We start from the raw sequence: 12,412 nt of genomic DNA, 5'->3' as shown, positions 1-12,412 counted from the left end.
GCGATTGGCTATGTCAGCCCGGCTGAGTATGAGCGCAAATGCGCATAACCGAGTGTCTACTTTTTATGGGTAAGAACAGTATCAGCTTTGCAAAGAGGTTGCTAAACATTGGCACCCCATAACAAACGCCAGCACACCGCGCCTGCGGCGCTGGACTCGAAACAAGTTGCTCGCCTGTGTGGCGGGCGTTAGAGCTAAGGAAAGTCATGAGTATCACACTGGAAGAAATAACAAGTTCAAATTATGAAGCTGTATGTGACTTAGATGTCACGGATGAGCAACAGGAATATGTTGCGAGTAATATGTGGTCTTTGGTTGAGTCACATTACTGCCAAGGGCATACCTGCAGAGCGATCTATCAAAACGATAAACCTGTCGGTTTTTTCATGTGGGTATCTGAAACACCTGAAAAAGTGTCTATCTGGCGCTTTATGGTGGATCAACGTTTTCAAAAAGCCGGTATTGGTAGAGCTGCGCTAAATTTGGCACTCAATGAAATCAAAGCCAGTGACAAAGTAAAAGAAATCGAAATTTGCTATGACCCTGAAAACCCAGTGGCCAAAGATTTTTATGCAAGTTTTGGCTTTCAGGAAGTGGGGTTGGATGAAGATGGTGAAGATATGTTGGCAATCATCAAGCTGTGAGCTCTAACAATCGCCATCAAAACGCCGCTTCGCGGCTCGACTCGCAACAAGTTGCTCGCGTTTGTGGCGGGCGTTAGCATTTCAGGATGGTAGGTGTTCATTTGATAGTTCGTGAAGCAAGGCCTGAAGATGCTTTAAGATTGTCTGAATTGTATAACCAGTTGGTTAATAACCCTGCTGTAAAGGTGGAGCCAGAACAAATACAGGCTCTTTATGACGATTCGCGCTCAAAGCTGCTTGTCTGTGACAACCAGGGTAATGTTGTCGGGAGCGCGCTAGTTTCATTGTGTTCTGATGTTATGTTTCGTAAACAGCCGTTTGCTGTAGTAGAAAACGTTATTGTTGATGTTGATGCTCGCGGGCTGGGTGTTGGTACTGCTTTATTTCAGGCAATTGAAATTTTTTGCGTTAGTACAAACTGCTCTAAGATCATGTTGCTTAGCTCTTCGCAGCGTTTAGATTCGCACGCATTTTTTGAAAAACAGGGTTTTAATGGGACGGTCAAACGTGGCTTTGTTAAGTATCGGTCTGCATTTAGCAGTACAGGGTAAAATGCTAACAATCGCCTTAAACAACGCGGCCTGCGGCCGCTGGACTCGCAACAAGTTGCTCGCCGTTTAGGCGTGCGTTAGCCGGTAGGAGGTACTTTGTTAATCATCGCGTCACTGTTACTTGCCCTATGTGGGCTTGCTCATTCGATCCTTGGTGAGCGCTACATACTGATTCGTTTGTTTAAGCGGGACAATTTGCCACATATTTTTGGAAGTGATCAATTTACCAAAGGTACTCTTCGTTTTGCGTGGCATATAACAAGTTTGGCTTGGTTTGGTTTTGCGGCACTTTTAGTGTTACTGCCTGATTCGAAAATATTACTTGTTACAGTCAGCATTATATTTGCTCTAAGTGGTCTTTTATCTGCTTACTACACAAAAGGTAAGCATTTGTCATGGTTGGTGTTTTGGGTTATCAGTGCATTAACACTAGTGAGTGCGGTTAATGGCTAACAAACGCCAGCACAACGCGCCTGCGGCGCTCGACTCGCAACACGTTGCTCGCGTTTGTGGCGGGCGTTATGTGGCTCTATAGTGAATGAGAACTTTTAATATTTGTAGAAATTCCAATTGTGATCAATTTCGATCTTTTCCTCTGCATTGGAAAAGATGCAGCGATTGCTTTCAAATATTGACTGTTGAAAAGCATGAGGATGAAAGAAATTGGTTTGTAAAGTTAATGATGGAAAGCAGATTGTTTTTATTCATTTTTTTTCCACTGGCGTCATTCATCTTTAGCTACATTTTGTATTTAAATGACATGGCGCTAGGCAACCACCTATATATTGCTCCGCTAACTGTCCTTCTAATGCAGCTAAGTGGGATGTACCGCATTTATCCAATGCTTGTGAAAGAAGATTATGAATTTAATATTGATCCAGATGGCGTTAAGTTTTTTTTGTTCACTTTTTTGCGTTAATAACGTCATGCGGAATAGCAATCTTGACTTCAGCAACATAACAAGTTACTCAATTTCGTTCCGGCCACAAACAGCGTGGCCTCCACGGGATTGCCTACGCTGCGCTGCGGCAACCCATTAGTAAAGCGTTAAGAAAAGAATGAATTCCGAAGAACTAAATACGAAAGCTAAATTAACAAAGCCAGGCTTAAACAACCTGTATTTTTAACCTATGCAATAGAGCACAAAACGCCCTGAAAATTTTGACCATCCTGATGCTTTTATTCATGCCGTTGTTAGGGCATTCCGATCCTCTGGCGAGATTCATGCCTGAAACGGTGGTTGGCTCTGTTGCGCTGAAAAACAAGCTTGTTGGTACTACCTGGGTTTATAAATGGCGCGGTAGAGAATATCTTTTTAGCTTTGCTGCTGATGGCTCCATCTCTAAGCTAAACAGCTGGTCCATGGTTACCTGGGTGGTAACAGCGCCAAACGAAGTGGTACTAGAAGGCGTATCTGACCGTATGGTTTTGTTATTTAATGATCAAACTACCGGCTTTACATCAATAGACTGGGACGGCCAAAAAACCAGCGGTAAAATCGTTTATGAATAAAACATATGTGGATTTAGTTGGCAATACTCAAAAATCAAACAACCATGCACAAGCTTATAGCGCGTGCAAAATTTAAATTGCCCAAACAAATATTATCGTCAGAAAACGCGCTGGCTGCGACGTCAACCCGCTACGCTGGCTTTTGGCCGCTGTTGGCATTACGCACCAACACTCAATATATTTACCAAACAAAACCTTGATTATCACAATAAATATTCAACTCAGCAGCATTGCCATAAAAATGTAAAGCTGTTAAATTACCGCCGATTATTTAACAAGCAACTTGGGATTTAATTACATTTATGAGACTATTTTTTGTTTTTTTTGTTATGTTGTTTATTCTAAAGCCGAGTTCTGTCTTAGCTTATGGCGTAGAAAAAATTTACATCTGCAATACCTGCCCCAACAACGTAAATTCTATCGCTTTGCAAGCGGCATTAGGATCTGGCAACTCTGCGGCCGTTTTGCATGTCATTAATAATAAGCAGCGAAAACTCGATAGCTATCAAGTAGAGTATTTTCCAGAGACAAGATATTTCCACGTGGAAAAAACCGTCAACCTGGACGGCAAACTAGCAAACGAAGTAAATGCTTATTTTAGTGCGCTGACCGCGATACAAACAGCTAAGGCGGACTTTAGCACTCTTCCGTTTAACTCAGCCTGGGATTTAGCAGGCAGTGAAGGCAATCAGCAGCAATTGGCTGAGAATTTTATAAACTCCAGAAATACTCTAGAAAATCTTAGTATTATTAATCAGTTCTTCCACCGGAAAGTAGCAAGCATTATGATTGACACCAGCGATATTCTTATTCAGCGCTGGGTGTATTTTAACGATGGTAGCCGGGCATTAATTGATATAAACGCCTTAGGTGTCGCTGGTGAACGCAAGGTGAAGGTTGTGGCTTTACGCACCGATACTGGTAAAGTTATTCCGTTAACGAAGAATGATCTGTATACATTAAAACGGGTTATCTTCGAATTTCGGGAAAGAAGGGTTTTACAAGGTTTTGTTGAAGCGATGCAATCACTTGGGGTGTCTGTAATTGGTGTTGGTGCTTTATATGATTATCTTGATAGTCGCAAAGGTACAGTGACCGTTACAAACTGCGATACCGGAACATGTAACGCAAAAGAAAAGCCTGCAACCCAACCAAATTAAGGAAAAATTATGCTGTTTTTTTTCGAAAGCCCGATATTACTAGGTCTTATAACTATATTAATGCTTACATTCCCGGTATTTTTATATCGTGAAGCCAGTATTGTACGTTCTACCCGTAAAACGGTGATTATTGCCATTTTCTCGATACCCACTATGATCATTGGTGCCGTTATCATGGCACTATTATTCCTGTATCAGGAAAACAGAATGCATGACGCTGGTAAACAATAAGCCATTTTGCGGAGTAACCAAAAAGCCTGGCCCCACCCTGTAAGCCAGGCATTTTTGTTGCTAAGGTGTAAAGCGTTAACTGTTATGCTGCCGCATGAAAGCGCTCAAAAGCTGTGTCCAGATCGGCAATTAAATCCTCTACATCCTCCAGGCCTATATGCAGGCGAATTAACGGCCCACTGTACGGCCAGGTAGTGGCGGTGCGCAGGTTTTGCACTTTCATGGTGGCGGTAATTAAGCTCTCATAACCGCCCCAGGAAAAGCCCATTTTAAACTGCGCCATGCCTTCAATAAAGGCCTCTACCTGCTGCTGGCTACCCTGCTTTAATACAAAGGAAAACAAACCATTACTGCCAGAAAAATCGCGTTTAAAAATAGCGTGGCCGGGGTGTGACGGCAGTGCCGGGTGCAGCACAGTCTCAACTTCTGGCCGCTGAGTTAACCAGTTGGCAATTTTTAATGCGCTTTGCTCATGCTGCTTTAACCGCACTGACAAAGTGCGCAAACCGCGCAGTGCGGTGTAGGCGTCGTCGGCTGAGGCACAATACCCCATTAAATAGCTGTGCTCACGCAGTTGTGGCCAGTGTTTTTCATTGGCGCTGGCGGTGCCCAGCATCACATCAGAGTGGCCAACTATATATTTAGTGGCCGACTGCACCGACACATCCACCCCCAATGCAAACGGCTGGCACAGAATGGGCGATGCCCAGGTGTTGTCGAGAATAGTGACGATATTATGTTGTTTGGCGACAGCGGTAATAGCCGGAATATCTTGCATTTCAAAGGTTAACGAGCCCGGTGACTCAAGAAAAATGACCTTGGTGTTCGGTTTAACCAAGCTTGCAATGGCTGCGCCGATTTGCGGATCGTAGTAGCTGGTTTCAATGCCCAGGCCGGTTAGCAGCTTATCGCACAGCGCCCGGGTGGGTTCATAAGCACTGTCGACCATCAGCAGATGGTCACCCGCTTTTAAAAATGCCAGTAAGGCGCCACTTATCGCTGCCGCACCGCACGGGTATAGCGCACAACCGGCACCGCCTTCCAGCTCGCAGATTGCCTGCTGCAAGGCGAAATGGGTGTCGGTACCGCGCCGGCCATAAAACGGCACCCGGTTACCGCGGTGGAGTGTGGCATGTTTTAACTCAGCAAAGGTATCAAATACGATGGTAGAGGCGCGCACCAGCGGCGGGTTAACCACCTGGCCGGTATAGCGTTTGGCACGGCCAGCGTGTATTAGCTTAGTGTCTTTTTTCATGTTTACTCCTGCGCGCTGCACCAGCACAACCATTGCTGAAGATAAGACGTCTGGACGGCCATGTTATACCAAAACCACAGCTATCAGCTAGCATTTGTCGCATCATTTTGTTGCCGGCGCTGAATGCGGGCTAAGGCGGCAGTCGCCTTGTTATTGCAGATTTGGCAGCTCGCTGCCTGGTACCAAATATTCCAACTGCGGTTTGGCGAAGTAATACCCCTGCAGATAACGAATACCAACCGACGTCAGATAATCCAGCTCGCCTTTGGTTTCGATGCCCTCAGCCAGTACCTTGGTGCCCTGCAGCTGACATTGAGCCAGGGTTTGCTCGACAATAAACTGCTTGGCGGGGCTTTGCTCAATATTACGGATTAACTGCATGTCCAGTTTCAGAATATGCGGCTTTAACTCCATCAGCCAATCTAAGGTGGCGTAGCCTGCGCCATAATCATCAATGGCGGTTTGAAAGCCGCGCTTGGCATAACTGCGGAAAATACGGTTTAAATGGGCTTTATCCGGTATTTGCTCACCTTCAGTGACTTCGAAAATCAGCTTGGTTAAGTCAAAACCATACAGATCAGCGGCCTCTATCGTGGCTTTAATACAGGTTTCCGGGTTGTACACGGCATTAGGTAAAAAATTGATGCTTAAAAAGGCACCACAGCCAAGCTTAGCTGCGGTTTCTATCGCTTTTACCCGGCAGGCCTGATCAAAATAGTATTTGTTGTCGTCATTTATATGCGCAAACACCCAGCCGGCACCTTCGCCTTCAGGGCCACGGACAAGCGCTTCATAAGCAAAAATACTTTTTGTTTGCCAGTCGATAATTGGCTGAAATGCCATCCGGATTTGAAAGCCTAAATCCTTACCACTTAAACAATCACTGCAGCTTTGTTGTTTGATGTTGTCGGGGAAATGCATGAACCATCGTACAGTATGAGCAAACTATGTTTCGACTGTAGCGTCCTTACGCCCAAGTTGCCAGTTATTCAGTCGTTATTGCGTTAATTTGGTATGGCACTACGCTCAAGTGCTTTGGCATAACACAGCATCAGCCGCTGCGCTGCCTGCGCCGCGCTGTCACCAAAAGCCACCACCCCATCTTCATGGCCGGCCATGCTAAAGATACCCTGTTCCAGCACGGCGGTATCACGAAACAGCCGCGCCACTTCATCGGCCATCGCCACAGTGCCATAAGGCACTTCTGCCCGGGTCTGCGCCAGGCCCAATGCGCCCGCCTGTTGCCAGATCACCGGGCAATGGGCATGAATAACAAAGTTGATGTCAGCGCTTAGCTGATACAGCTGGCCGTGCGTCATCGCCTCGGATGAGGGCTTAGTTTGCCCAAGCGCGACAATACGGTTTTGTGCCGGCTGACACAGCGTGACCAGCGCATAGTCATCAGCGGTCATATTGGCAATGCCGCCGGTTTGGGTGCCGCTGATCATAAACTGGTTACTGTTGCCAAAGCGCTGGCTGATATTACCAAAGCCGTAGTTATCGTAACGCAGTGGCGTCTGGCCCAGCATACCCAGCTGCAGCATAATAGTGCGCCAGCTGCTGATTTCTGCCACATCTGTCGCCTGCAGTATGGCCTGCTGGTGGTACTCCAGCTGAAATTTTATGACCCCTTCCTGTTCTGTCATCGTATAAGCCGCTTTTGTTAACCAAGATAAGACCAGACTATTATAAAGCGCGCGTTACGCCAGCCCCAGCCGCTTAGCAGGCTAAAACTGGTAAGGCCGACACAGAGCTGTATAATAGCCGCATTGACTTAAAGGGCCTGATGGCGAGCATGAAATACAAAGACCTACGTGATTTTATCGCCCAGCTGGAGCAACGGGGCGAACTGGTGCGGGTAAAGGCCGAAGTGAACCCGGTGCTGGAGATAACCGAAATTGCCGACCGCACCCTACGTGCCGGTGGCCCGGCACTGCTGTTTGAAAATGTCAAAGGCCACCGCATGCCGGTACTGGCCAACCTGTTTGGCACGCCGCAGCGGGTAGCGCTGGGTATGGGCCAGGAAGATGTCTCGGCGCTGCGCGAAGTGGGCAAGCTGCTGGCGTTTTTAAAAGAGCCCGAGCCACCAAAAGGCTTAAAAGATGCCTTTAGCAAACTGCCAATTTTTAAGCAGGTGCTGAATATGTCAGCCAAGCAGGTGAAAAAGGCGCCTTGTCAGGACATCGTACTGAGCGGCGACGAGGTGGATTTAACCCAGCTGCCTATTATGACCTGCTGGCCGGGCGATGCGGCACCGCTGATCACCTGGGGCTTAACCGTCACCCGGGGCCCACATAAAGAGCGGCAAAACTTGGGCATTTACCGCCAGCAGGTACTGGGTAAAAACAAACTGATCATGCGCTGGTTGTCGCACCGCGGCGGTGCGCTGGACTTTTTAGAGTTTCAAAAAGCCAACCCCGGGCAGAATTACCCGGTGTCCGTTGCCTTAGGCGCCGATCCGGCGACGATTTTAGGTGCGGTAACCCCGGTGCCGGATACGTTGTCGGAATATGGTTTTGCCGGCCTGCTGCGTGGCGATAACACCGAAGTGGTCAAATGCATCAGTAATGACTTACAGGTACCGGCCAGCGCCGAAATTGTACTGGAAGGCTACATAGCCCCGGGCGAAATGGCAGCCGAGGGCCCGTACGGCGACCATACCGGATACTACAACGAAGTGGATAATTTCCCGGTGTTTACCGTAACGCACGTTACCATGCGCAAAGAGCCGATATATCACAGCACCTATACTGGCAGGCCACCGGATGAACCAGCAATACTGGGCGTAGCACTGAACGAAGTTTTTGTGCCTATTTTGCAAAAGCAATTTCCGGAAATTACCGACTTTTATCTGCCGCCGGAAGGCTGCTCGTACCGCTTAGCAGTGGTAACGATGAAAAAGCAGTACCCCGGCCATGCCAAGCGGGTGATGATGGGCGTCTGGTCTTTCCTGCGCCAGTTTATGTACACTAAGTTTGTTATTGTTTGCGATGACGACATTAACGCCCGTGACTGGCAGGACGTGATCTGGGCCATTACCACCCGGATGGACCCGGCGCGCGACACCACCTTAATTGAGAATACACCAATAGATTACCTGGATTTTGCGTCACCGGTTTCAGGCTTGGGCTCAAAAATGGGCCTGGACGCCACTAATAAATGGCAGGGCGAAACCTCGCGTGAATGGGGCGAGCCGATAGTAATGGACGAGGCGATAAAACAGCGCATCGACAGTATTTGGCCTAGTCTGGGCATACCGCTGCCGGCTAAGGACAACAGTTAATGGCGCATCTGGTTACCTTAGCGCCAGCACAGCTCAGTTTTGCTGTGCACGACGGCGAAACCATTCTGGAGGCAGCACTGCGTAACGGTATTGATTTTCCTAACCGCTGCCGCCAGGGCGTTTGCACCAGCTGTGTTTGCAAACTTAAAAGTGGTGAGGTGCGTTATAACGCACCGCAGCCACTAACCGAACTGGATAAGCAACAGCAGTTTACTTACTGTTGTCTGGCCTATCCCTGTACCGACCTGGTCTTACACCACCCTTTTATCCGTGGCTAAGCCTGAATGCCACTGCTGAGAGCACTATGACAATAACTTCCTGCAACGTAGATTTAATAGAAGCGCTAACCCCGACGGTCAACCGCGTGCTGTTAACGCCAGCGCAAGCTGTGAGTTTTAGCAGTGGCCAGTATTTACAGCTGTGCTTAAGCGAGAGCGACAAGAGGCCGTTTTCCATCGCCAGCCTGCCCGGCGCCCGGCAGCTGGAACTGCATATTGGCGGTAGCGTAAATGACCAATATGCCAGTCAGGCGCTGGCGCATTTGCTACAACAGCATCAGCTACAGCAGCCGGTGCAGGCCGAAATTGGCCTGGGTAATGCGCAGTTTCGCGCTGACAGCGAGCGGCCGGTGATCCTGCTGGCCGGCGGCACCGGCTTTTCTTACGTGTACAGCATTGCACAGAGTATTGCCGCCGCTAAGTTAGACCGGCCAGTGTTTGTTTACTGGGGTGTGCGTGAGCAAAGCGCACTGTATCACGCCAGTGTGATGCAGCAATGGGCCGCCCAACACAGCAAATACCGCTTTATTCCGGTAGTGCAACAGCCGGATGCCAACTGGCAGGGCAGAACCGGTATGGTACACCAGGCCGTGCTGGACGATTTTGTCTCGCTGGAAGCCTACGATATATATGTCGCCGGCCCCTTTGCGATGGCCGGTGTAGTGCGCGACGCCTTTATTGAGCAAGGCGCCCACCGCGATCATATGTTTGCCGATGCCTTTGCTTATATCTAAAATAGAAAATGCCCATAACGGGCGTTTTGCTAACCTCAGCCAAAGATAGCCGCTACATAAACTGCCGTTTTATCTCTTTCGCCGGCGTATAGTTTTTCGCTATCGCCTGCTCCAGCAGTGCCATACCTTGTTCATGCTGGCCATCAAGTATCATCCGGGTACCGGTCCAGGCCATGACTTCAGCATCATGCTGGCTTAGTAAGTAGTTCTCCCATTGTGGATCATAAGCGACCATGACACGCTGCGCATCTGGATTGCCATTTTTTGCCGCCTGCTCCCACCAGAACATCCCTGACATAGCGCGTGATGTCTGAATCGACGGCGTCGCAATGAGTTTAGACACACCGTGAACGGATACCCGTTGAATACGATAAGTATCTGCTTCTACTTTGCCCTTCAGCTTTAAACCGACCAGGCTGGCTAACTCAGTTTTATCTTCGATGGTGGCACTGATTTGCTCGGTAATAGTGCCATTCGCGGCAACCCGTACCACTGCACTACCCCAGAAACCATTAAACGCTGGCCGCAACGTGGCACGATTGCTATAAATAGTGAAGTCAGGTGTGGCAGCCAGCGGCAGCGCAGGGTCATACCAAAAACTATTTGAGCTTTGCACATCAATTAATGATAACAAGGTACCCAATACAAACTGATAGTGCGGTGCACCTGCTACGGCATAATCCCACAGTCTGTGTTCGTTCACCATTTTCTCAACCACAGACAGCTTCACGCCACCGTTAATAGAATAATCTAACCGCACCTGCAGCAAATGTTTTTTATCACTAGGCTCATAGCGCCAGCGCTTAATTGCCCGGACCGAGGCTTTTTCAAAGGTATTTTCCGGGTAGGCATCCAATGTGTCTACGGCGGTCACCTCACCTTGTTCGTTGACCAGAAATCGCATTTTTACATAGCCAAACACGCCATTCCTGACCGCGCTTTTCGGGTACTCCGGTGCTACCCGCTTAACTGGTTGCGGTAAGTCGAGATCATCGGATAACGCTTCAGACGGCTTAGTAATGACTAAGCGCTGCTGTAGTTGCTGGTATAGCTGCCTGGCCTGAGCCAGTTCAGGTTCTGAAGCCTGCTTGCTGACCGAGAGCAAAAGATCTTCTGCTTGCGGGTGCTGCAGCTCGGCAGCCAGCATAAAGTGCGCAATAGCTTTGCTCAGGTCTTGCGCCTGCCCTTCGCCCTGATACGCCATAGCGCCTAAATTAAAAGCGGCCAGTTCATTGCCAAGAGGCACTAATTCTGCAAACTGCTGCTGAGCTTCTGCATAGTTGCCTTGTTCATAAGCTTTTAACGCATCCAGCATATCTGCCTGAACCAGGTTGCACGCCAGCAATGCCAACCAAATCCACTGTTTCATCTGTCATCCTTCGTTGCTTATTGCAGGCTTCACTTTACCTGTTACAACTATTTTTGCAAATTATGTTTAAAAATTGTTGATTTTTGGCGGCAGCAATTATCTGGTTTGGCCAGTTAAACTATGCCACAATCAGTGCACCTGAATTCAACACAGAACAGCAAGATGACACATAAAACCTTAATTAAAGTGCGTGGTTACCATTTAGATATTTATCAGCACGTTAATAACGCCCGTTATCTGGAGTTTTTGGAAGAAGCGCGCTGGGGCTATTTAGAAGACAGCGGTGACATTGAGTGGTTTGCCAAGCACGGTCTGGCCTGGGTCATTGTTAATATCAATATTAACTACCGGGTCGCCGCCACTATGGGCGATACGCTGGAAGTGTTTACCCGCTTTAGCAAAGTCGGCGGTAAAAGTGCGGTTGTCACGCAAGAAGTACGCATTGCCGGCAAAGATGCCGTGGCGGCTGATGCTCAGGTGACCTTTGTCTGCCTGGATCAGAAAACCGGTAAAGCCGTGCCAATTGAGGGTGAGTTAAAAGCCCGTTTAGCGCAACATATCGCAGAGCAATAATTAGCGTTTGATATGTTTTTCCAGCGCCTGTTGCAGCAAGGCGCTGCTATTCTCTTCATCGCCGCAAGGCACTACCGCGTTGGCGGCCATTAAGGCGTCAAAGCCGTCTTTAGACGGATCAGCAAAACGGCAGCCGCCTTTGGTGCGAATAAGTTGCAGGCCGTTATCCAACTGCGCAAACACTTGCTGCGCCGGATCGGTGCTTAACTGCTGATGGCGTTTTTCTACCGTTATTTTTGGCCGTTGCTGTGCCTGCAATAATTGCTGATAGCTTGCTACGGCGGCTTGCTCTACTGCCGCAGGGTTTACTGTCGCAGCCTGGTTCAGCGCGCGCTGCGTCAAACCCGGGCGCGGCGCTGCTACTGCGCGAATATCAGCTTGCGCCTGTTGTTTGCTGGCCATATTCGACACTGGCGCTGCATCAATTGGCGGCTGGCTGGCGGGCCTTTGTTCTGCAACGGCTGAGGCGGTGTCCGTCGGCGCTGGCTCAACCACGTCTGCCTCTGCTGGTGTTTCGTTAGCGGGTTGTTGTGGTATGTCGGATGACACCGCAGGCGGCGGTTGATATAAATAGGACACTATTGGTTCAGGCACCGGTGCCGGGTTTCCAGCGGGCGCTGTTGCCGTCAACAATGGCAGCAACAATACAGCATGCAGCAACATGGCCAGCAGAAACGGCCAGGCATAACTGCTGCAACCCGCGTTGACGTTATTATTCGCATCAGACAATGAAAGGCTGTCCCTGTTTTTACCGCAATATAGACAGTGTCAGACCAACGGGACAGCGATAAATTCCGCTACCGCAGCAACTTAGCTGCGATA

The 12,412-nt window shown here is 48.8% G+C and carries 15 protein-coding genes; 10 read left to right on the top strand and 5 right to left on the bottom strand.

The features are described 5' to 3' along the window. Positions 1-206 precede the first annotated feature (206 nt). The 6 genes from EYB30_RS01185 (at position 207) to EYB30_RS01160 (ending at position 4,098) form a co-directional block, all read left to right on the top strand. Positions 207-644 (top strand): GNAT family N-acetyltransferase, encoded by a 438-nt coding sequence (locus EYB30_RS01185; RefSeq protein WP_166836171.1) that lies wholly within the window; start codon positions 207-209, stop codon positions 642-644. Between the two features lie 101 nt (positions 645-745). Further along, positions 746-1,195 (top strand): GNAT family N-acetyltransferase, encoded by a 450-nt coding sequence (locus EYB30_RS01180; RefSeq protein WP_241697927.1) that lies wholly within the window; start codon positions 746-748, stop codon positions 1,193-1,195. 96 nt (positions 1,196-1,291) lie between these two features. Next, positions 1,292-1,648 carry a hypothetical protein gene (locus EYB30_RS01175; RefSeq protein ID WP_166836167.1) on the top strand — a complete coding sequence of 119 codons (357 nt, stop codon included), beginning with the start codon at positions 1,292-1,294 and terminating at the stop codon, positions 1,646-1,648. Between the two features lie 771 nt (positions 1,649-2,419). Further along, positions 2,420-2,707: a hypothetical protein gene (locus tag EYB30_RS01170; RefSeq protein ID WP_166836165.1), complete on the top strand. Its 288-nt coding sequence runs from the start codon at positions 2,420-2,422 to the stop codon at positions 2,705-2,707. Positions 2,708-3,009: 302 nt separating this feature from the next. Beyond that, positions 3,010-3,867: a hypothetical protein gene (locus EYB30_RS01165; protein WP_166836163.1), complete on the top strand. Its 858-nt coding sequence runs from the start codon at positions 3,010-3,012 to the stop codon at positions 3,865-3,867. Between the two features lie 60 nt (positions 3,868-3,927). Then, positions 3,928-4,098, top strand: coding sequence for a hypothetical protein (locus EYB30_RS01160; protein ID WP_166836161.1), 171 nt, complete (start codon positions 3,928-3,930; stop codon positions 4,096-4,098). Between the two features lie 82 nt (positions 4,099-4,180). On the opposite strand, the gene EYB30_RS01155 is transcribed toward EYB30_RS01160, so the two are convergent. The 3 genes from EYB30_RS01155 to EYB30_RS01145 all read right to left on the bottom strand — a co-directional run bounded on the left by EYB30_RS01155 (position 4,181) and on the right by EYB30_RS01145 (position 6,999). Further along, positions 4,181-5,353 carry a cystathionine beta-lyase gene (locus EYB30_RS01155; RefSeq protein WP_166836159.1) on the bottom strand — a complete coding sequence of 391 codons (1,173 nt, stop codon included), beginning with the start codon at positions 5,351-5,353 and terminating at the stop codon, positions 4,181-4,183. A gap of 150 nt (positions 5,354-5,503) precedes the next feature. Continuing rightward, a complete protein-coding gene (locus EYB30_RS01150; RefSeq protein WP_241697926.1) occupies positions 5,504-6,196 on the bottom strand; it encodes an EAL domain-containing protein in 693 nt (230 codons plus the stop codon). Positions 6,197-6,357: 161 nt separating this feature from the next. Beyond that, positions 6,358-6,999, bottom strand: a complete 642-nt coding sequence (locus EYB30_RS01145) for a class II aldolase/adducin family protein (RefSeq protein WP_166836155.1) — start codon at positions 6,997-6,999, stop codon at positions 6,358-6,360. Positions 7,000-7,148: 149 nt separating this feature from the next. On the opposite strand from EYB30_RS01145, the gene ubiD reads away from it, so the two are divergent. The 3 genes from ubiD to fre are packed head-to-tail and all read left to right on the top strand — an operon-like array spanning position 7,149 to position 9,648. Then, positions 7,149-8,636, top strand: coding sequence for a 4-hydroxy-3-polyprenylbenzoate decarboxylase (ubiD, locus tag EYB30_RS01140; protein WP_166836153.1), 1,488 nt, complete (start codon positions 7,149-7,151; stop codon positions 8,634-8,636). Beyond that, on the top strand, positions 8,636-8,914 hold the full coding sequence (locus tag EYB30_RS01135) for a 2Fe-2S iron-sulfur cluster-binding protein (RefSeq protein ID WP_166836151.1): 279 nt from the start codon (positions 8,636-8,638) through the stop codon (positions 8,912-8,914). Before ubiD ends, EYB30_RS01135 begins: the two co-directional genes overlap by 1 nt. Positions 8,915-8,940: 26 nt before the next feature. Then, positions 8,941-9,648 carry an NAD(P)H-flavin reductase gene (fre, locus tag EYB30_RS01130; protein WP_166836149.1) on the top strand — a complete coding sequence of 236 codons (708 nt, stop codon included), beginning with the start codon at positions 8,941-8,943 and terminating at the stop codon, positions 9,646-9,648. Between the two features lie 52 nt (positions 9,649-9,700). On the opposite strand, the gene EYB30_RS01125 is transcribed toward fre, so the two are convergent. Next, the gene (locus EYB30_RS01125; RefSeq protein WP_166836147.1) at positions 9,701-11,017 is read right to left on the bottom strand and encodes a TonB family protein; all 1,317 of its coding nucleotides are present in this window, start codon (positions 11,015-11,017) and stop codon (positions 9,701-9,703) included. Positions 11,018-11,179: 162 nt separating this feature from the next. On the opposite strand from EYB30_RS01125, the gene EYB30_RS01120 reads away from it, so the two are divergent. After that, positions 11,180-11,590, top strand: coding sequence for an acyl-CoA thioesterase (locus EYB30_RS01120; protein ID WP_166836145.1), 411 nt, complete (start codon positions 11,180-11,182; stop codon positions 11,588-11,590). Here EYB30_RS01120 and EYB30_RS01115 read toward each other — a convergent pair whose 3' ends face one another. Beyond that, on the bottom strand, positions 11,591-12,319 hold the full coding sequence (locus EYB30_RS01115; protein ID WP_166836143.1) for a hypothetical protein: 729 nt from the start codon (positions 12,317-12,319) through the stop codon (positions 11,591-11,593). Positions 12,320-12,412 lie beyond the last annotated feature (93 nt).

This window comes from Rheinheimera pleomorphica (genome assembly GCF_011634895.1).
In the GTDB taxonomy this organism is placed as follows: Bacteria; Pseudomonadota; Gammaproteobacteria; order Enterobacterales; family Alteromonadaceae; genus Alishewanella; species Alishewanella pleomorphica.
The sequence above is the reverse complement of the archived record's forward strand: the minus strand, read 5'-3'. Positions and strand labels throughout refer to the sequence as shown.